This is a genomic window from Actinosynnema pretiosum, assembly GCF_024171695.1.
GTDB lineage: Bacteria > Actinomycetota > Actinomycetes > Mycobacteriales > Pseudonocardiaceae > Actinosynnema > Actinosynnema pretiosum.
In genome coordinates, this window is the sequence record NZ_JAMTCF010000009.1 from 37,828 (window position 1) to 56,472 (window position 18,645).

General features: G+C 72.5%; 17 protein-coding genes. 11 read left to right on the forward strand and 6 right to left on the reverse strand.

The window, feature by feature from the left end; genetic code table 11:
* Window positions 1-89: 89 nt before the first annotated feature.
* From LV78_RS19415 to LV78_RS19430, 4 genes are all read left to right on the forward strand, one after another.
* Window positions 90-656 carry a TetR/AcrR family transcriptional regulator gene (locus LV78_RS19415; protein ID WP_253846688.1) on the forward strand — a complete coding sequence of 189 codons (567 nt, stop codon included), beginning with the start codon at window positions 90-92 and terminating at the stop codon, window positions 654-656.
* 366 nt (window positions 657-1,022) lie between these two features.
* Window positions 1,023-2,405: an APC family permease gene (locus tag LV78_RS19420; protein ID WP_253846689.1), complete on the forward strand. Its 1,383-nt coding sequence runs from the start codon at window positions 1,023-1,025 to the stop codon at window positions 2,403-2,405.
* 142 nt (window positions 2,406-2,547) lie between these two features.
* On the forward strand, window positions 2,548-3,420 hold the full coding sequence (locus tag LV78_RS19425) for an aldose 1-epimerase family protein (RefSeq protein ID WP_253846690.1): 873 nt from the start codon (window positions 2,548-2,550) through the stop codon (window positions 3,418-3,420).
* Between the two features lie 19 nt (window positions 3,421-3,439).
* Complete coding sequence (locus LV78_RS19430) at window positions 3,440-4,633, forward strand: amidohydrolase (RefSeq protein WP_253846691.1); 1,194 nt, start codon at window positions 3,440-3,442, stop codon at window positions 4,631-4,633.
* Window positions 4,634-4,727: 94 nt separating this feature from the next.
* On the opposite strand, the gene LV78_RS19435 is transcribed toward LV78_RS19430, so the two are convergent.
* Window positions 4,728-5,873: an acyl-CoA dehydrogenase family protein gene (locus LV78_RS19435; protein WP_253846692.1), complete on the reverse strand. Its 1,146-nt coding sequence runs from the start codon at window positions 5,871-5,873 to the stop codon at window positions 4,728-4,730.
* A gap of 82 nt (window positions 5,874-5,955) precedes the next feature.
* Here LV78_RS19435 and LV78_RS19440 point away from each other — a divergent pair, with 82 nt between their 5' ends.
* The 4 genes from LV78_RS19440 to LV78_RS19455 all read left to right on the forward strand — a co-directional run bounded on the left by LV78_RS19440 (window position 5,956) and on the right by LV78_RS19455 (window position 10,560).
* Entirely contained in the window at window positions 5,956-6,552 is a 597-nt protein-coding gene (locus LV78_RS19440; protein ID WP_253846693.1) for a TetR/AcrR family transcriptional regulator, read from the forward strand.
* Window positions 6,549-7,487, forward strand: coding sequence for a carbohydrate kinase family protein (locus tag LV78_RS19445; protein ID WP_253846694.1), 939 nt, complete (start codon window positions 6,549-6,551; stop codon window positions 7,485-7,487). Before LV78_RS19440 ends, LV78_RS19445 begins: the two co-directional genes overlap by 4 nt.
* A 270-nt stretch (window positions 7,488-7,757) precedes the next feature.
* A complete protein-coding gene (locus LV78_RS19450) occupies window positions 7,758-9,071 on the forward strand; it encodes a citrate synthase (RefSeq protein WP_253846695.1) in 1,314 nt (437 codons plus the stop codon).
* Window positions 9,072-9,258: 187 nt separating this feature from the next.
* A complete protein-coding gene (locus LV78_RS19455; RefSeq protein WP_253846930.1) occupies window positions 9,259-10,560 on the forward strand; it encodes a cryptochrome/photolyase family protein in 1,302 nt (433 codons plus the stop codon).
* Window positions 10,561-10,628: 68 nt separating this feature from the next.
* Here the strand turns inward: LV78_RS19455 and LV78_RS19460 are convergent, their stop codons facing one another.
* The 5 genes from LV78_RS19460 to LV78_RS19480 form a co-directional block, all read right to left on the reverse strand.
* Window positions 10,629-11,273, reverse strand: coding sequence for a response regulator (locus tag LV78_RS19460; protein WP_253846696.1), 645 nt, complete (start codon window positions 11,271-11,273; stop codon window positions 10,629-10,631).
* Window positions 11,274-11,285: 12 nt separating this feature from the next.
* The gene (locus tag LV78_RS19465; RefSeq protein WP_253846697.1) at window positions 11,286-12,575 is read right to left on the reverse strand and encodes a sensor histidine kinase; all 1,290 of its coding nucleotides are present in this window, start codon (window positions 12,573-12,575) and stop codon (window positions 11,286-11,288) included.
* A gap of 72 nt (window positions 12,576-12,647) precedes the next feature.
* Window positions 12,648-13,865, reverse strand: coding sequence for an ABC transporter permease (locus tag LV78_RS19470; protein WP_253846698.1), 1,218 nt, complete (start codon window positions 13,863-13,865; stop codon window positions 12,648-12,650).
* Entirely contained in the window at window positions 13,862-14,707 is an 846-nt protein-coding gene (locus LV78_RS19475) for an ABC transporter ATP-binding protein (RefSeq protein WP_253846931.1), read from the reverse strand. The genes LV78_RS19470 and LV78_RS19475 overlap by 4 nt, the downstream gene beginning before the upstream one ends.
* A 124-nt stretch (window positions 14,708-14,831) precedes the next feature.
* Entirely contained in the window at window positions 14,832-15,092 is a 261-nt protein-coding gene (locus LV78_RS19480) for a helix-turn-helix transcriptional regulator (protein WP_012783164.1), read from the reverse strand.
* 183 nt (window positions 15,093-15,275) lie between these two features.
* Between LV78_RS19480 and LV78_RS19485 the strand changes: the two genes are divergently transcribed.
* From LV78_RS19485 to LV78_RS40850, 3 genes are read left to right on the forward strand one after another with little or no spacing between them, the layout of a single operon-like run.
* Window positions 15,276-15,719, forward strand: a complete 444-nt coding sequence (locus LV78_RS19485) for a YbaB/EbfC family nucleoid-associated protein (protein WP_012783165.1) — start codon at window positions 15,276-15,278, stop codon at window positions 15,717-15,719.
* 20 nt (window positions 15,720-15,739) lie between these two features.
* Window positions 15,740-16,048 carry a type VII secretion target gene (locus LV78_RS19490; protein WP_253846699.1) on the forward strand — a complete coding sequence of 103 codons (309 nt, stop codon included), beginning with the start codon at window positions 15,740-15,742 and terminating at the stop codon, window positions 16,046-16,048.
* Window positions 16,045-17,811: a WXG100 family type VII secretion target gene (locus LV78_RS40850; RefSeq protein WP_301306895.1), complete on the forward strand. Its 1,767-nt coding sequence runs from the start codon at window positions 16,045-16,047 to the stop codon at window positions 17,809-17,811. The genes LV78_RS19490 and LV78_RS40850 overlap by 4 nt, the downstream gene beginning before the upstream one ends.
* The last annotated feature ends 834 nt before the right edge of the window (window positions 17,812-18,645 follow it).

Below are 18,645 nucleotides of genomic sequence, written 5' to 3' on the forward strand. Positions count from 1 at the left end.
TAGGGTACGCCCAGTACCTTCCGGAGCGAAGCTAGCGCGCTGCCCACCGTCCTGTAAAGTACGCTCAGTACCTTAAAAAGGGGGAGACGATGCGCCGAAGGGGAGCCGAGCTGGAGCGCGCGGTGCTCGACGCCGCCACCGCCGAGCTGCTGGAGTCCGGGTACCGGGCGCTCACCATGGAGCGCGTCGCCAAGCGCGCGGGCACCAACAAGAACGCCCTCTACCGCCGCTGGCCGCACCGGGCCGCGCTCGCCGCCGCCGCGTACCGCGCGCTCGTCGCCGACACCACCCGCACCCCGGACACCGGCGACCTGCGCGCCGACGTCCTCGGCCTGCTCCGCGACCTGGCCGCCGACCTCGCCTCGCCGCGCGGCGAGGTGCTCGCGGGCCTGGTCGCGGGCATCGCCGCCGAGGCGCCCGACCTGCTCGCCGAACTGCGCGAACTGGGCGCCCAGGCAGGTTCGGGGGTGTGGCTGACCGTGCTCGGGCGGGCCGTCGCACGCGGCGAGGCCAGGCCCGAGGCGCTGCTGCCCAGGGTCGCCGGGCTGCCGCTCGTGCTGCTGCGCAACGAGTTCCTGACCGGGGGCCCGCCCGGCGACGAGGCGCTCGTCGAGATCGTGGACCAGGTCTACCTGCCGCTGGTGCGCGTCAGGTAGGGGCGGCTCGGGTGTGGGGGTGTTGCAAGGGCGCGACCAGTCCGGTGGCCTGCCCCGTCGGCAGGTGCCGTTGGCGCGGTGGTCGGCTGCTGTGGTCGCAAGGGCGCTGCGGTGGCACTTTTGCCTGTTCCGCCTCGCTTCGCGAGGCGGGGCACGAACCCCGGTGGACGAGCACCCGTCCAACCGGGGTCCGGCGCGGTCCGGGCAGCCGCTGAACGTGCCCGTCCGCTTCACCGTCTCGTGGTGAATCCCGGCCGTCCGGAGGAGGCCCCATCCAACTCCGCACGCTCCGGCACCACCTGGATACCCGAAAAGACGCAACTATCACCCATTTGGACCGAGTGTGACCGGGCACACTTAACTGGCATGGCGGAATTGGCGGACAAGGCCGAGCAGCCCGAGCTGAACCGGGCCATCGGCCCCAAGCTGCTGCTGTTCTTCGTGGTCGGCGACATCCTCGGCACCGGCGTCTACGCGCTGACCGGCAACGTCGCGGGCAAGATCGGCGGCGCCCTCTGGCTGCCCTTCCTGGTCGCCTTCGCGGTCGCGTTCCTCACCGCGTTCAGCTACCTCGAACTCGTCGGCAAGTACCCCAAGGCCGCAGGGGCCGCGCTCTACACCCACCGCGCCTTCGGCATCCAGTTCCTCACCTTCATGGTCGCCTTCGCCGTGATGAGCTCCGGCATCACCTCGGCGGCCTCGGCCGCGCTCGCGTTCGGCCGCACCTACCTCCAGTCCGTCCTGCGCGAGTTCTTCTCCGACTCGGTCACCGTCTCCGCGTCCCTGGTCGCGGTGCTGTTCATCCTCGGCCTGGCCGTGGTGAACCTGCGCGGCGTCTCCGAGTCGGTCAAGGCGAACGTCGTCCTCACCTGCATCGAGGTGTCCGGCCTGCTGATCATCATCGCCATCGGCGCGCTCGCCGTGGCGTCAGGTGACGGCGACCCGTCTCGTTTGGTGCAGATCGACCCGGCCCCCGGCCAGTCCGCGCTGATCGCGATCACCTCCGCGACCTCGCTCGCGTTCTTCGCCATGGTCGGCTTCGAGGACTCGGTCAACATGGCCGAGGAGTGCCGCGACCCGGTCCGCATCTTCCCGCGCGCGGTCCTGTGGGGCATGGGCATCGCCGCGCTGATCTACGTCCTGGTGGCGGTCACCTCGTCCCTGCTGATCCCCGCCGACGAGCTCGCGGCGGCGGGCAGCAACGCCCTGCTCAAGGTGGTCCAGGTCGGCGCGCCCGCGTTCCCGCTGTGGGTGTTCTCCCTGATCGGCCTGTTCGCCGTCATCAACTCCGCGCTGATCAACATGCTGATGGCCAGCCGCCTCGTCTACGGCATGGCGAACGAGCGGATCATCCCGAGGTTCTTCGGCGCCGTGCACCCCACCCGCCGCACCCCGTGGATCTCCGTGCTGTTCACCACCGGCGTCGCGGTCGCCCTCGTCCTGACCACCGACATCGCCAAGCTCGGCGGCACCACCGCGCTGCTGCTCCTGGTCGTCTTCGCCGTCGTCAACGTCGCCGTCCTGGTGCTGCGCAAGGACCGCGCCGACCACGAGCACTTCCGCGCCCCCACGATCGTCCCCGTGCTGGGCGCGCTCACCTGCGCCTACCTGGCCAGCCCGCTGTCCGGCCGCCCGTCCGCCGACTACCTGATCGCGGTCTACCTGCTGCTCGCGGGCGTGGTGCTCTGGCTGATCAACCGGGTCACGCACGGCGCCACCGAGGTCGATCCGGCCAAGCTCGGCAAGTGACTCCCGCCAAGCTCGGCAGGTGACTCCCGCCGAGCTCGGCAAGTGACCGGGAAAGCGATTTCCCGAACCCGTCCGAACCCGCGCCCCTCACCCGGTCGTGGCGGCGCTGCGCCCCCGCCGCGCGTGCGTACGCTGTTGGTCCATGCTGGAGATCGCCCACGGCGGCGCGCGCGCCGTCATCGCCAAGGTTGGCGCCGGACTGAAGTCCTTCGAGGTAGACGGGGTGCCGTACGTCGAGACGTACGACGGCGAACCGCCGATGGGCAGCGGCGCGGTGCTCGTGCCGTGGCCCAACCGCACCGCCGGTGGCACCTGGGTGCTCGACGGGGCCGAGCAGCAGCTGGAGATCGGCGAGACCGCGCGCGGCAACGCCATCCACGGCCTGGTGCGGCACGCCGAGTGGACCGTCGTCGAGCACACCGGGTCCTTGGTGTCGCTGGAGGTCGGCGTCGAGGGCAAGGGCTGGCCGGTGCCGCTGCGCACCACCATCACCTACGCCCTGGACGACGAGGGCCTGACCATCTCGCACGCCGTGCACAACGTCGGCTCCGCGCGCACCCCGTTCGGCGTCGGCACCCACCCGTACCCGAGGGCGGGCAAGTCCAGCACCGACACCTCCACCCTCACCCTCGCCGCCACCACCGTGCTGCCGCTCGACCCGGAGAAGATGATCCCCTCCGGCCCGGCCGTCCCGGTGTCCGGCGAGAGCGACTTCCGGGCGGCCCGGCTGCTCAAGGGCGTGGAGCTGGACACCCCGTTCGGCGGCTGCGAGCCGGTCGACGGCCTGGTGCGGCACCAGCTGCGCGGCCCGGACGGCGGCGTCGAGGTGTGGGCGGACCCGGACTTCAAGTGGGTGCAGGTCTACACCCCGGACAACTTCCCCGGCCGGGGGAGGGCGATCGCGATCGAGCCGATGACCTGCCCGCCGGACGCCCTCAACTCGGGCGTCGACCTGCTCTGGCTGGCGCCGGGCGAGAGCTGGGCCGGACGCTGGGGTTTGCGCCCGCTGGCCTAGAACATTAGCTTGGCTAACTATGAGCGTCGCTATCACGGGTGGGTACGTCGTCCCGGTCATCGGTGAGCCGATCGAGAACGGGACCGTGCTGGTCATCGACGGGAAGATCGCCGCGGTCGGCGCCTCGGTGGAGGTGCCCGACGGCGTGCCCACCGTGGACGCGAAGGGGTCCTGGGTCCTGCCCGGCTTCGTGGAGGCCCACGGCCACATCGGCGTCCACGAGGAGGCCGAGGGCTGGGCGGGCCAGGACACCAACGAGATGACCGACCCCAACGGCGCCCGCCTGCGCGCCCTGGACGCCATCAACCCGGCCGACATGGGCTTCGCCGACGCCCTCTCCGGCGGCGTCACCACCGCCGTCATCAAGCCCGGCTCGGGCAACCCCATCGGCGGCCAGACCGTCGCGATCAAGTGCTGGGGCCGCACCACCGACGAGATGCTCGTGCGCGAGCCCATCAGCGTGAAGAGCGCCCTCGGCGAGAACCCCAAGCGCGTCTACGGCGACCAGAAGAAGCTGCCCTCCACCCGGCAGGGCGTCGCCGCCGTCATCCGCGACGCGTTCACCGCCGCCCAGGACTACGTCGCCAAGCGCGACGCCGCCGAGGGCCCGTTCGACCGCAACCCCACCCACGAGGTGCTGGCCAAGGTCCTGTCCGGCGAGCTGCCCTGGTGCCAGCACTGCCACCGCGCCGACGACATCGCCACCGCCCTGCGCCTGGCCGACGAGTTCGGCTACCGGCTCGTGATCAACCACGGCACCGAGGGCCACCTCGTCGCCGACCTGATCGCCGAGCGCGGCGTCCCGGTCATCGTCGGCCCGCTGTTCACCACCCGCTCCAAGGTCGAGCTGCGCCAGCGCACCCTGCGCACCCCCGGCGTGCTGGCCCGCGCGGGCGTCAAGGTCGCCATCACCACCGACCACCCGGTGATCCCGATCAACTTCCTGGTGCACCAGGCCACCCTCGCGGTCAAGGAGGGCATGGACCGCACCACCGCGCTGGAGTCCATCACCACCAACCCGGCCCAGATCCTCGGCCTGGACGACCGGGTGGGCGCGCTCAAGCCCGGCCTGGACGGCGACGTGGTCATCTGGTCCGGCGACCCGCTCGACGTGATGAGCCGCGCCACGAAGGTGTTCGTCAGCGGTCGCGAGGTCTACTCGTACGAGGACGGCGAGGGCAAGGTCGCGGACCCGTTCTACCGCGAGGGCTGAGACACTCCTAGAAGCGGAGGCCTGGCTGACCAGGAGGAAAAGCGCCTCCTGGTCAGCCACCGCTCCGCTTCACAGAGCGGCTCAGGTAAGCGGCTCACCCCTTGCGCAAAGCGCGTCCGATCACGACGCGCTGGATCTGGTTGGTGCCTTCAAAGATCTGGAGCACCTTCGCCTCGCGCATGTACCGCTCCACCGGGAAGTCCCGCGTGTACCCGGCCCCGCCGAGCACCTGCACCGCGTCCGTGGTCACCTTCATGGCCGCGTCCGTGCACACCAGCTTCGCCACCGCCGCCTGCCGGGTGAACGGCAGCCCCCGGTCCCGCCGCCGCGCCGCGTCCAGGTAGGTCGCCCGCGCCGAGTCCACCGCCGCGGCCATGTCCGCCAGCAGGAACTCCAGCCCCTGGAACTCGATGATCGGCCGCCCGAACTGGCTCCGGCCGCGCGCGTAGGCCACCGCCTCGTCCAGCGCCGCCTGGGCCAGCCCGACCGCGCAGGCCGCGATCCCCAGCCGCCCGGAGTCGAGCGCGCTCAGCGCGATGCGCATCCCGTCGCCCTCGGCCCCGACCAGCCGGTCCGCGCCGATCCGCGCCCCGTCGAAGGTGAGCTGCGCGGTCACCGACCCGGTCAGGCCCATCTTGCGCTCGGGGGCCGCCGCGCTCAGCCCGTCCAGCTCGCCGGGCGCGAAGAAGCAGCTCACGCCCCGTCCGCCCGGCTCGCCGGTCCTGGCCATCAGCGTGTAGAAGTCGGCCACCCCGCCGTGCGTGATCCACGCCTTGGTCCCGCGCACCACGTACTCGTCGCCCTCGCGCACCGCCCGCGTGGACAGCGCCGCCGCGTCCGACCCGGCGTGCGACTCGGACAGCGCGTACCCGCCCAGCAGCTCACCGCCGAGCGCGTCCGGCAGCCACCTCGCCCGCTGCTCCGGGGTGCCGAAGTTCACCAGCGCGTACGAGGACATCACGTGCACGGACAGGCCGACGGCCACCGACATCCACGCCGAGGCCACCTCCTCCAGCGCCTGGAGGTACACCTCGTACGGCTGGGCGCTCCCCCCGAAGTCCTCGGGGTACGGGAGCCCCAGCAACCCGACTCTTCCCAGGAGGCGGAACACGTCCCTGGGGAAGCGGCCCTCCTCCTCGTGCAGCCCCGCCTTGGGGGCCAGCTCGTCCCGCGCGATCTCCCTGACCAGGGCGATCAGGTCCTCGGACTCGGTGGTGGGCAGCAGCCGCTCGGCTGGCATCGTCGACCTCCGCTCGGTACTCTGCCCAGTACTGTAGGACGTACTGGAGTACTATCGCCAGTGGTGTGAAAGAGTTCCGCACATGACCTCGATCGTGGGACGCCCGCTGACGCCGAGGCAGGTCGACCTGCTCGGCAAGCTGGAGTCGCTCGTGCTCGCCGAGGGGTTCGCGCACTTCACGCTCGACGACCTCGCGGCCCGGTTGCACTGCTCCAAGTCGACCCTGTACGCGCTCGCCGCCAGCAAGGAGCAGCTGGCCGTCCGCGTCGTCGGCCGGTACTTCAAGGGCGCCGCCGAGCACATCGAGCGCCGCACCGCCGACATCAAGGACGTGCGGAGCAAGGTCGGCACCTACCTCGCGGTCGCCGCCGAGGAGCTGCGCCGCGCCAGCGCCCGCTTCCTGTCGGACGTCGCCGACTACGCGCCCACCCGCAGCACCTACGAGCGCAACGCCCGCGCCGCCGCCGCGCGCCTGCGCGAGTTCATCCAGGAGGGCGTGCGGGACGGGGTGTTCCGCGACGCCAACGCCGTGCTCATCGCCGAGATGGCCGGGGTCCTGATCGAGAACATCCAGACGGGCGTCCTGCCCCGGCGCGCCGGGGTCACGGACGCGGAGGCGTTCACCGCCCTCGGTGAACTCCTGCTCGACGGGTTGCGCAGAGAACGGAGCCAGGGTTGATCGTCGTTGCTGGTGAGGCCCTCGTGGACCTCGTGCCCACGCCCGAGGGGAACCTCGCCCCGCGCCTGGGCGGGGGGCCGTTCAACGTGGCCGTCGCCGTCGGCAGGCTGGGCGTGCCGGTGTCGTTCCTGTCCAGGGTGTCGCAGGACCTGTTCGGCGACCGGGTCGTCGAGCGGCTGACTGCCTCGGGCGCGGCCACCGACCTGGTGGCGCGCGGCCCCGAGCCGACCACCCTCGCCGTCGTCGGCCTCGCCGAGGACGGGTCCGCCCGGTACACCTTCTACGTCGAGGGCACCGCCGACCGGCTCGTCGCCGACCCCGGCCCCCTGCCGGACGACGTGCGCGCGGTGTCCTTCGGCACCCTGTCGCTGGTGCTGGAGCCCGGCGCGAGCGCCTACGAGGCCGTCCTGCGCCGCGAGTCCGCGCGCGGCGCGCTCACCGCGCTCGACCCGAACATCCGCGCGAGCCTCATCCCGGACGCGGACGCCTACCGGGCCCGCTTCCGCTCGTGGCTGCCCGACGTCGGCCTGCTCAAGGTGTCCGTCGAGGACGCCCGCTGGCTCGCCGACCTGCCCGACGACGCCCCCGAGGACGACGTGCTCGCCGCCGCCCGGCAGTGGCAGGCCGAGGGCCCGGCCGTGGTGGTGCTCACCCGCGGTGGCGACGGCCTGGCCGTGCTCACCGGATCGGGCGAGGTGATCCACGTCCCACCGGTGGCAGTCCAGGTGGTCGACACGATCGGCGCGGGCGACACCGTCCAGGGCGCGCTCCTGGCCTGGCTGCACGACCACGACGCGCTGTCCGCCGAGGCGGTGCGCGGTCTGGACGGGGCCGCGTGGATCAGGGCGCTGTCCTACGCGGGCGCCGCCGCGGCCATCACCTGTTCGAGGGCCGGAGCCGAGCCGCCGTTCAAACGCGAGCTGGAGATGACCTAGCTCTCACCTCCGGTCCGGTGGAGGAACAGGGCAAAAGGGTTACGGTGGGGATGCGCGCCAGCTAACCGCGCATCCCTTGTGATGCAGGTCCCACCTCGCGGAATCGGTGCACTCCGCGGCTGAGGAGCGGGTCGAACCCCGACTAGCGTGACGCCAACTGTCAGGACCCCAACGGGGTGGTGCTGCGGAGCGGACGACCCACCGTCCGCACTGCGGTCGTGCGCGACCAGCGCGAGAGCCACCCCGAACCGAGCGTGAGAGGGACTCTGCATGTCCGACGCGACGACTGCGCCGAACGACCCCCGTACCGTCGCGCTGCGCCACGATGGCGGAGAGCACGAGATGCAGCTGGTCCGGGCTACCGAGGGCTCGTCCGGCATCGACCTCGGCAAGCTCCTGGCCAAGACGGGCCTCGTCACCCTGGACAGCGGCTTCGTCAACACCGCCTCCTGCTCCTCCGAGATCACCTACATCGACGGTGACGCGGGCATCCTGCGCTACCGCGGTTACCCGATCGAGCAGCTCGCGGAGAAGTCGAACTTCCTGGAGGTCAGCTACCTGCTGATCAACGGCGAGCTGCCGACCGAGGCGCAGCTGGCCGACTTCTCCTCCAAGATCAGCAGGCACACCCTGCTGCACGAGGACCTCAAGCGGTTCTTCGACGGCTTCCCGCGCGACGCGCACCCCATGCCGGTGCTGTCGTCCGCGGTGTCCGCGCTGTCCACGTTCTACCAGGACAGCCTGAACCCGTTCGACACCAAGCAGGTCGAGATGTCGACCATCCGCCTGCTGGCCAAGGTCCCCACCATCGCGGCCTACGCCTACAAGAAGTCCGTCGGCCAGCCGTTCCTGTACCCGGACAACAGCCTGGGCCTGGTGGAGAACTTCCTCCGCATGACGTTCGGCTTCCCGGCCGAGCCGTACGACGTCGACCCCGACCTGGTGAAGGCGCTCGACCTGCTGTTCATCCTGCACGCGGACCACGAGCAGAACTGCTCCACGTCCACCGTGCGCCTGGTCGGCTCGTCCGAGGCCAACCTCTTCGCCTCCATCTCGGCGGGCATCAACGCCCTGTTCGGCCCGCTGCACGGCGGCGCCAACAGCGCCGTGCTGGAGATGCTGGAGAAGATCCGCAACGAGGGCGGTGACGTCGCCTCGTTCGTGAAGAAGGTCAAGAACAAGGAGGACGGCGTCCGCCTGATGGGCTTCGGCCACCGGGTCTACAAGAACTACGACCCGCGCGCCGCGATCATCAAGCGCACCGCCGACGACATCCTCGGCAAGCTCGGCGGCGACGACCAGCTGCTGGACATCGCCAAGGCCCTGGAGGAGGCGGCGCTCAGCGACGACTACTTCGTCGAGCGCAAGCTTTACCCGAACGTGGACTTCTACACCGGCCTGATCTACCGGGCGATGGGCTTCCCGACGAAGTTCTTCACGGTGCTGTTCGCGCTCGGCCGCCTCCCCGGCTGGATCGCCCACTGGCGCGAGATGATCAACGACCCGGCCACCAAGATCGGCCGCCCCCGCCAGATCTACATCGGCTCCCCGGCGCGCGACTTCGTGCCGATGACCGAGCGCTGAGCGGGTAGGCCGCCTCGGGGCACCGGGGTTCGGCGCTCAGGTCAGGGCGCCGGACCCGAGCGGGACGCGTTCCCGCGAGCACGTCGAGCGGGCCCGCACCTCCACCGGGGGTGCGGGCCCGCCGCTGTTCCCGGCCGCTGTTCCCGATCGGGTTTCCCGCCTTCGGGTGGGCCGGGCGCGCTCCGTCATGCAGCCGGGTGGGGCCGCTCCTAGGGTCGGCCGGGTGACTTCCTCGACCGTGGTGTGGTTCCGCCGAGACCTGCGCGTGGAGGACCACCCCGCGCTGCTGGAGGCGGCGGACCGCGCGGACCGCGCGCTGGCCCTGTTCGTGCTGGACCCGAAGCTGCTGCGCCCGTCCGGCAAGCCCAGGATCGACTTCCTGCACCGCTGCCTCAAGTCCCTGGACGACCGCCTGGGCGGCAGGCTCATGGTGGTCGAGGGCGACCCGGTCGAGGTGGTCCCGGCGGTGGCGCGGGAGATCGGCGCCGAAACCGTGCACGTCTCCGCCGACACCGGACCGTACGGCCGCAGGCGCGACGAGGCCGTGGGGGAGGCGGTCGAGCTGGTGGAGGCCGGGTCCCCGTACGCCGTCAGGCCCGGCCGGGTGCGCAAGGCCGACGGCGCCCCGTACCGGGTGTTCACCCCGTTCTACCGGGCCTGGGCGGACCACGGCTGGCGCCGCCCTGCGGACACCGACGCGTCCACCGTGGACTGGATCAAGCCCCCGCGCAGCACCCGCCCCAGGGCGAAGCCGCTGCCGGACGTGGCCGAGCTGTGGGAGCGCTTCCGCGACGAGCGCCTCCCGGACTACCACCGCACCCGCGACATCCCCGGCGTGGACGGCACGAGCCGGTTCTCCGCGTTCCTGCGCTGGGGCGTGGTCCACCCCAGGACCCTCCTGGACGACCTCGGCCAGGACGAGGGCTCCAAGGTGTTCCGCAGCGAGCTGGCGTGGCGCGAGTTCTACGCCGACGTCCTCTGGCACCACCCCACCAGCGCCCGCCACAACCTGGACCGCCGCTTCGACCGCATCGAGCTGGACGAGGACCGCGACCACTTCGACGCCTGGCGCCAGGGCCGCACCGGCTACCCGATCGTGGACGCCGGGATGCGCCAGCTCCTCGACGAGGGCTGGATGCACAACCGGGTGCGCATGATCACGGCGAGCTTCCTGGTCAAGGACCTGCACCTGCCGTGGTGGTGGGGCGCGAGGCACTTCATGGAGCACCTCGTCGACGGCGACCTGGCGTCCAACCAGCACAACTGGCAGTGGGCGGCGGGCAGCGGGACCGACGCGGCCCCCTACTTCCGGGTGTTCAACCCGATCACCCAGGGCCAGAAGTTCGACCCGAAGGGCGACTACATCCGGCGCTACGTCCCGGAGCTGCGGGACGTGGAGGGCAAGGCGGTCCACCAGCCGAGGGACCCGATCGTGGACCACGCCCACGAGCGCCAGGTGGCCCTGGACCGCTTCGCCGCGATCAAGTAGCCGCCCGCGTCCGCTCACCTGCCTGCCTGCTCGCCTGCCTGCCTACCCGCTCGCCCGCTCCGCGCCCGTCAGGCGGCCCGCAGGTAGGCGAGCACCGCCAGCACCCGCCGGTTCCCCTCCACCCCCGGCGGCAGCCCGAGCTTGAGCAGGATGCTCCCCACGTGCTTGTGCACCGAGGCCTCGGTGACGGTCAACCGCCGCGCGATGGCCGAGTTCGCCAACCCCTCGGCCACCAGCGCCAGCACCTCCCGCTCCCGCGCGGACAACCGGGCCAGCGGGTCGCGCCGCCTGCCCAGCAGCGACCGGACCACCTCGTGGTCGATCACCGTCCCGCCCGCCGCGACCCGCCTGAGCACGTCGACGAACTCGGCGACGTCCACGACCCGGTCCTTGAGCAGGTACCCGACCCCCTGCCCGTCGCCGGAGGACAGCAGCTCGGCCGCGTACTCGTCGGCCACGTACTGGCTGAACACCACCACCGGCAACCGGGGGTCGGCCTCCCGCAGCCGGACCGCCGCGCGCAGCCCGTCGTCCCCGTCGCCCGGCGGCATCCGGACGTCGGTGAGCACGAGGTCGGGGGAGTGCAGCGCCACCGCGTCGACCAGCGCGACCGCGTCCCCGACCGAGGCCACCACCTCGAACCCGAACCGCCGCAGCACCTCCTCCACCCCGGCCCGCAGCAGCACCCCGTCCTCGGCCAGCACCACCCGCACCGCCCCGCCCCCTCAGCCGCTCAGGGGCAGGGTCGCCCGCAGGACCGTCGGCCCGCCCGCCGGGCTGGACAGCGACAGCGCCCCGCCCACCACCGCGACCCGGTCCGCGAGCCCGGTCAACCCGCTCCCGGCGGCCGGATCGGCCCCGCCCCGCCCGTCGTCCAGCACCTCGACCACCACGCCCCCGCCCTCGATCCCGGCCCGCACGCGCACCTCGCCCGCGCCGCTGTGCTTGACCGCGTTCGCCACGGCCTCGGCCACCACGAAGTAGGCCACCGACTCCAGGTGCGCGGGCGGCCGGGTCGGCAGGTGCGCCCGCAGCGTCACCGGCAGCACCGACCGGTCCGCCAGCTCGGCCAGCGCCGCCCCCAGCCCGCGATCGGTCAGCACCGCCGGGTGGATCCCCCGCACCAGCTCCCGCAGCTCCGCCATCAACCGCTTCGCCTGCTCGTGCGCCACCGCCACGTCCTCGTTCTCCGGCAGCTCCGCCTTCGCCAGCCCCAGCCGCAACGTCAACCCCACCAACCGCTCCTGGGCCCCGTCGTGCAGGTCCCGCTCGATCCTGCGCCGCTCGGCGTCGAACTGGTCCACCAGCCGCGCCCGCGACCCCGCGACCTCGGCCAGCTCGGCCCGCAGCGCCTCGTCACCGCGCAGCAGCGCCCGCCCGACCACCAGGTGCCCGGCCCCGAGCAGCCCCACCGCGTACGCCAGCACCGGCGCCAGGGCGAGCCCGGCCGCCGTGAACCACAGCCCGTCCGCAGGCGTCACGGCCCGCCACCCCAGCACCACCAGCGGCGAGTCCGGCGTGACCAGCAGCGGCGCCAGCAGCATCGCCAGCGGCACCCCGCACGCCAGCAGCAGCACCCCGCCCAGCCCGGTCCCGGCCAGCGCCAGCAGCACCGCGTACCCGGTCTCCCGCCAGGCCGCCGCCGTCAGGTACCGGCTCCGCAGCCAGGCCCCGAGCCCCGGCGCGGGCCGCACCGCCGCCAACCGCTCGTCCCCCAGCAGCACCAGCCGCCACCGCTCCGCCCACGCCACCGGCGCGGACAGCACCGGCAGCGCCGCCGCCAGCGCCGCCCCGAGCAGCAGCGCCGCCACCGGCACGACCCCGCTCACCACCTCGCCGCGCACCACCTTGACCACCGCCGCCGCCCACAGCAGCCCCACCGGGGCCAGCGGCGCCGCCGCCACCGCCGCGACCAGCGGCGTCGTCAGCGCGTGCAGCAGCGCCCGCCACGGCCACACCGAAACCAGGAAACCCTTGCGCCGCAAGGCCCCCACCACGTCCCGCGATTCGTCCACGCCGCAGAACGCTAACGACGCGCGGCCCCCTCGTCTGCCCCGCCAGGAATAGTCCTGCGGGTGGTGCCGGCGCTACCGCCGGGCGGACCGCAGCGCGTCCCGCAACCGCACCCGCGCCCCGGTCCGCAACACCGCGTTCGCGTACACCTTCCCGCCGACCCACACCACGAGCACCGCCGCCCCCACCGCCAGCGCGACCGCCAGCAGCACCTGCCACACCGGCGCGGCCCCGATCGCCATCCGCCCCGGCATCAGGATCGGCGCGAACGGCGGCAGCACCGACAGCACCGCCACCAACCGGCTGGCCGGGTCCCGCACCAGCAGGTTGAACCCCACCACGAACGCGATCACGATCAGCATCGTGATCGGCGTCAGCACCGACTGCACCTCCTCCTGCCGCGACACCAGCGACGCCGCCGCCGCGAACACCGTGGCGTACAGGAAGAACCCCAGCAGGTACCACAGCAGCCCGATCAGCAGCGCCCCGCCGGTCGGCCCGTCCACCCGGACCACCCCGGCGGCGGACGCCAGCCCCAGCCCGACCGCGCCGATCACCACCAGCTGCAGCAGCCCGACCGCGCCGAGCCCGATCACCTTGCCCATCAGCAGCTGCGCGGGCCGCAACGTCGACAGCAGGATCTCCACGACCCGGCTCGACTTCTCCTCCACCACGCCCTGGGCGACCATCGTCCCGTAGACCAGCAGCGAGTAGTACAGCAAGCCCGCGATCACCAGCCCGATCACCAGCCGCTGCCCCACCATCGGGTCCTCCGGGTCCAGCGCCACCACCTCGACCCGCGCGTCCTCCACGTTCCGCTGCACCTGCGCCGGGTCCAGCCCGGCCTCGGCCAGCTGCGCCGCCAGCACCTGCTGCTTCACGATCAGGTCGACCGCGTTCGCCAGCGAGCTGTCCAGCCCGTCCTTGACCAGCACCCGCAGCGCGTCCGGCGCGCCCAGCACCAGCGCGTCCAGGTCCCCGGACCGCACCAGCTCCTCACCGGCAGCCGAGTCCGGCACGTCCACGACCTCGACCTCGCGCCCGAGCGAGCGCGCGGTCTCCTTCAACGGCTGGGCGAGCACCGTCGCCTGCCCGTTCAACCCCACCACCGACGTCGACGCCGAGGTGAACAGCAGCGCTTGCAGCGCCACGAACCCCGCCATCGCCGCGATGATCACCACCGTGCCGATCACGAACGACCGGGTGCGCACCTTGCTCAGGAACTCCCGGCGCGCCACCAGGAGGACCGCTCGGCCCGGTGACAGCGCGCGGCCGGGGGACGGTGCGCTCATGCGGCGCTCTCCTCGCTGGTGACGACGCTGCGGAACAACTCGGTCAGCGACGGCCGCTGCCGGGAGAACTCGTGCACCGGCCCGGTCGCCAGCGCCGCGCCCAGCACCGCCTGGTCGTCGGCGCCCGGCGCCAGCTCGACCGAGGTGCGCGCGCCCTCGTACCGCGCGGACAGCACGCCGGGCACCGCGTCCGCCCAGCCGGGCGCCGCGCCGGGCGCCTCGACCACCAGCCGCGCCACCCCGCCCGCCCGCAGCTCGTCCACGGTCCCGCAGGCCACCATCGTCCCGCCGCGCACGATCCCCACCCGGTCGCACAGCCGCTCCACCAGGTCCAGCTGGTGGCTGGAGAACACCACCGGCACCCCGGCGGCGGCCTGCTCGCGCAGCACCTGGCTCATCACGTCCACCGCCACCGGGTCCAGCCCGGAGAACGGCTCGTCCAGCACCAGCACCTCCGGCCGGTGCACCAGCGCCGCCGCCAGCTGCACCCGCTGCTGGTTGCCCAGGCTCAGCTTCTGCACCTCGTCGCGCCGCCGCTCCCGCAGCCCCAGCCGCTCCACCCACAGCTCGGCCGACCGCAGCGCCTCGCGCGGCGCGACCCCGTGCAGCTCCGCCAGGTACACCAGCTGCTCCAGCACCCGCATCTTCGGGTAGAGCCCGCGCTCCTCCGGCATGTAGCCGATCGAGCGGCGGGTCCGCAGGTCGATCGGCGCGCCGTTCCACCGCACCTGCCCGGAGTCCGCCTCCAGCACGCCCAGCGCGATCCGCATCGTCGTGGTCTTGCCCGCCCCGTTGCTGCCGACGAACCCGAACAGCTCGCCCGCCCGCACCTCGAACGTCATCTCCCGCAGCGCGACGACGTCCCCGTAGCGCTTGGAGACCCGGTCGACCTCCAGCAGCCCCCTCGTCGGCAGCCCGTGCGGAACCAGCCCCTGCGACACCCTCGCTCCTCCTCGCTCGCCGGGATCACCGGCGGTAGACCTGGGTGGACAGCGGTTCGAACGGGGCGCGGCCGAACACCGCCTCGACGGGCAGGCCGAACACCTCGCAGATGCGCAGCGCCAGGTCGAGGCTCGGGTAGTGGTCGCCGCGCTCCAGCGCGCCGATGGTCTGCGGGTTCACCTCCACCGCCTCGGCGAGGTCGGCCCGGCTCAGCCCGCGTTCCGCGCGCAGCACGCCGATCCGGTTGTGGATGGGCTGCTCGGAGCCCCGGCGCACCGGACTCATGGACGAAGTGTTGCGAAAACCCAACAGGACGGCAACCTGACCGCACGGTCAGCGAGCCATTCCCCCGGATGGACCAATTCGGTCACGCGCGGGTGAAACGATGGGGCCGCCGGAACCGAATCGAACGACGACGGGTCGAACGAGCACAGGGCGGGTGAGCCCGGTGTGCGATGAGGGGTGCAGATGGAGCCGGACCAGTGGCTCGCGCAGTACGGGCAGAAGATCGAGCAGGCCAAGCGCGAGGCGGCGCAGACCGAGGCGAAGCTCGGCGGGGTGGGCGGCAGCGCCACCTCCCCGGACGGGCTGATCACGGTCACGGTGAACGCCTCCGGCGCGCTGACCGACCTGATCCTGCGCCCCGCGCTGCGCGGTGAGGACCCGGAGCGGATCGCGGCGGCGGTGCTCAAGGCCGTCGCCGAGGCGCAGCGCGCCGCAGCCGGGCAGGTCGTGGAGATCGTGTCCGAGCTGGTCGGCGACAGCCCGGCGCTGGAGTTCGTGAAGTCCCGGATGCCGAACGGCTATTCGGGTGACGGCACGGACCCGGTGGAACCGGCTCCCGAGGTGCAGCGTCGGGACACCAGGCCCGACGACGACTACTTCACCAACCCGCCAGACGTGATGGCCTAGAAGAGCCGGGGGACAGATCGATGTTCGACTCCTTCAACGTGAGCCCGGAGCAGATCCGGGCGCACGCGGGAACGGTCGACCAGCTGACGCAGCGCATGGTCACGGCGACCCAGACCGCCGACCCCTCCCTGGCGACCGACGCCTTCGGGATCTTCGGGTCGTTCCTGGCCGAGTTCCTGCTCAAGCAGGCGGGCGCCTCCCAGGACATCCTCGGCCAGGCCGCCGAGACCGTGGCCGACATGTGCCAGGGGCTCAAGGAGGTCGCCGACCTGTACGAGAACGTCGACCTCGACAACGCGTTCGGCTTCACCGGAAAGGCGCGCGGATGACCCCCCAGGCAGGCACCGACGTCGCGACCACCCAGCAGCGGGACCCGGCCAACCTGGTCGGCGACGTCAAGGGGACCGCCGACGCGATCGAGCGCGGCGACTGGGTCGCGGCCGGGCTCGGCATGGCCAACACCGCCATGAGCGTGGTCGGGCTGGCGAGCAACCCCATGGGCGGGCTGGTCTCGGCCGGGTTCAGCTGGGCCGTGCAGCACGTGTCGTTCCTGAAGGAGCCGTTCGACGCGCTGCTGGGCAACCCGCAGGCGATCACCAAGATGTCCGACAGCTGGGCGAACGCGGCCAAGCAGGTCGAGTCGATCGTCGCGGACTACCGGCGGACCTCGGCGGAGGAGACCAAGGGCTGGAAGGGCCGCTCGGCCGACGGCTACCGGGCCGCCGCGACCAAGCACTCGTCCGGCCTGGAGACGCTGGCCAAGGCGGCCAAGGGGATCTCCACGGCGGCCAAGGGCGCGGGCGAGCTGGTCGGCACCGTGCGCAAGACGATCATGGACTTGATCGGCAAGGCCGTGTCCGAGATGGTCATGAAGATCATCCAGTGGCTGTCGGTGTCCTGGCTGACCTTCGGCGCGTCCATCGCCGCCGCGATCGGCGACATCGTGCGGATGGCGTGCGACTACGCGAAGAAGTTCGTGGACTTCCTGCAGAAGCTCGCGACCTCGCTGAAGAAGCTCATCGACCTGATCAAGTCCGTCGCGCAGATCGCCCAGACCGCGAAGCAGGTCCTGCAGGCGATCACCGCGATGACCCACTCGAACTCGGCGGGCGCCGCCGGGGCGGGCGGGAACCCCAGGCTCAGCGCGGGCGGCCTCGGGCTGACCGACGCGCAGCTGGCGAACATGGACCGGGGCGCGAACACCCGGTACAGCGAGAACGGCAACGGCAGCACCTGGACCAGCGGCGCGAACGGCGCCGATGGCGGGGCGGCGGTGAACCGGCCGGGCGAGCTGGGCGCGGGCGCCGGGTCCGGGGCCGGTTCCGGCTACGACGGCGGTTACGGCGGCGCGGGCGGCAGGCCGGTCGTGTCCCAGCCGCCCCTGGTCGGCGGCGGCGTCGGCGGCGTCGGTGGTGCTTCCGGTGGCGGCTACGGCGGCTCGACCGGCGGCGCCGCGGTGTCCAGGCCGCCCACGGTCGGGACCGGCGCGGGAGGGACCGGGGGCTCGGGCGGTTACGGCGGCTCCGGTGGCTCTGCGGGTGGTTCTGCGGGGGGCCACTGGGAACCGGGCCGCTGGGTGCCGTCGGGGACGGGCGTCACGGGCGTCACCCCGCTGCCCGCGCGCGACGTCACGCACGCGACCAACACGACCCCCACGATTCCCACGCCCGTCACCCCGATGCCGACCGTGAAGCCGTTCGGCGGTGACCTCGGCGGTTCGGGTGGCGGTGGTGGTGGCGGCCCGATGCCGAGCTTCGGTGGCGGCGGCGGTGGTTTCGCCGGTGGCGGTGGCGGCGGTGCCGTCGGCGGCCTGGGCGGTGCGGGCGGCGCCAGCCCCCAGCCCATGCAGGCGGGCGGGGCCTCCGGCGTGCTCCCGTCCGGAGCGGCGGGCGCTCCCGCCCCCGGCACCCCCGGCGGTGCTCCTGCGGGCGGCGCCCGCGGTGGCGGCGGCATGGGCATGATGGGCGGAGCCCCGATGGCACCGATGGGCGGCCAGGAGGGCGGCAAGGACCACCAGCGCAAGGTCCGGATCCAGGGCGACCCGCTGGCCGAGGAGCCGCCGAAGGCGGCGAAGCCGGTGATCGGCGAGTGACCTGACCGGGGTCGCTTGAGCAGGTCGCTTCTGCGACGACGAGGAACGCACGAAAGGGCCGCCCGTGAGGGCGGTCCTTTCGCTTTTTGGGGGGGCGGAAGCGGGGGCGGGCGTGGACGCGGGTGAGGGGGCGCGAGACGAGTCGCTGGTACAGGCGTCGGCACGGGCACGGGCACGGGCGCGGGCATGGGCATGGGCACGGGCACGGGCATGGGGACGGGCGCGGATGCCGCTAAAGGCACTGGCGCGGGTGCCGCTACGGATACGGGCACAGGTATGGGCGCGGGTGCTGCTACGGGCACGGGCACAGGTATGGGCATTGGTGCGGGTACAGGTGCGGGCCACATACGCCACGGGATGAGTCCCGGTTGGCCAGGCCCGTTGAACGGTCCGTTCACCCAAGGTTGAACGGACCGTTCAACCTTGTTGATGTAGGTCTAAAGGTGCAGGCCGGGGGGCGGAGCGAGTCGCGGTCGGCCAGACCGGTTGAACGGTCCATTCGCCCGAGGTTGAACGGTCCGTTCAACCTTGCAGGTGTGGGTGCAGGCCGGATGCGGGGTGAGTTACGGCTGGTCGAGTCCGTTGAACGGTCCGTTCGCCCGAGGTTGAACGGTCCGTTCAACCTCGTAGGTGTGGATGCAGAGTGGGTTGCGGATGGCCAGGCCGGTTGAACGGACCGTTCAACGGACTCGACCAGCCGTAACTCACCCCGCATCCGGCCTGCACCCACACCTGCAAGGTTGAACGGACCGTTCAACCTTGCAGGCGCAGGCTAGGTGCGAGAGGCGAGTGGCGAGTGCGGGCATGGGGGCGAGTCGCGTTCGGCCGGGCCGG

What these genes read in the sequence shown, in the direction of transcription:
- LV78_RS19480 (WP_012783164.1), bottom strand. Translation starts at nt 15,092, where the DNA reads ATGAGTCCGGTGCGCCGGGGCTCCGAGCAGCCCATCCACAACCGGATC.
- LV78_RS19470 (WP_253846698.1), bottom strand. Translation starts at nt 13,865, where the DNA reads ATGAGCGCACCGTCCCCCGGCCGCGCGCTGTCACCGGGCCGAGCGGTC.
- LV78_RS19450 (WP_253846695.1), top strand. Translation starts at nt 7,758, where the DNA reads ATGTCCGACGCGACGACTGCGCCGAACGACCCCCGTACCGTCGCGCTG.
- LV78_RS19415 (WP_253846688.1), top strand. Translation starts at nt 90, where the DNA reads ATGCGCCGAAGGGGAGCCGAGCTGGAGCGCGCGGTGCTCGACGCCGCC.
- LV78_RS19420 (WP_253846689.1), top strand. Translation starts at nt 1,023, where the DNA reads ATGGCGGAATTGGCGGACAAGGCCGAGCAGCCCGAGCTGAACCGGGCC.
- LV78_RS19425 (WP_253846690.1), top strand. Translation starts at nt 2,548, where the DNA reads ATGCTGGAGATCGCCCACGGCGGCGCGCGCGCCGTCATCGCCAAGGTT.
- LV78_RS19435 (WP_253846692.1), bottom strand. Translation starts at nt 5,873, where the DNA reads ATGCCAGCCGAGCGGCTGCTGCCCACCACCGAGTCCGAGGACCTGATC.
- LV78_RS40850 (WP_301306895.1), top strand. Translation starts at nt 16,045, where the DNA reads ATGACCCCCCAGGCAGGCACCGACGTCGCGACCACCCAGCAGCGGGAC.
- LV78_RS19440 (WP_253846693.1), top strand. Translation starts at nt 5,956, where the DNA reads ATGACCTCGATCGTGGGACGCCCGCTGACGCCGAGGCAGGTCGACCTG.
- LV78_RS19490 (WP_253846699.1), top strand. Translation starts at nt 15,740, where the DNA reads ATGTTCGACTCCTTCAACGTGAGCCCGGAGCAGATCCGGGCGCACGCG.
- LV78_RS19430 (WP_253846691.1), top strand. Translation starts at nt 3,440, where the DNA reads ATGAGCGTCGCTATCACGGGTGGGTACGTCGTCCCGGTCATCGGTGAG.
- LV78_RS19455 (WP_253846930.1), top strand. Translation starts at nt 9,259, where the DNA reads ATGCAGCCGGGTGGGGCCGCTCCTAGGGTCGGCCGGGTGACTTCCTCG.
- LV78_RS19475 (WP_253846931.1), bottom strand. Translation starts at nt 14,707, where the DNA reads ATGACGTTCGAGGTGCGGGCGGGCGAGCTGTTCGGGTTCGTCGGCAGC.
- LV78_RS19485 (WP_012783165.1), top strand. Translation starts at nt 15,276, where the DNA reads ATGGAGCCGGACCAGTGGCTCGCGCAGTACGGGCAGAAGATCGAGCAG.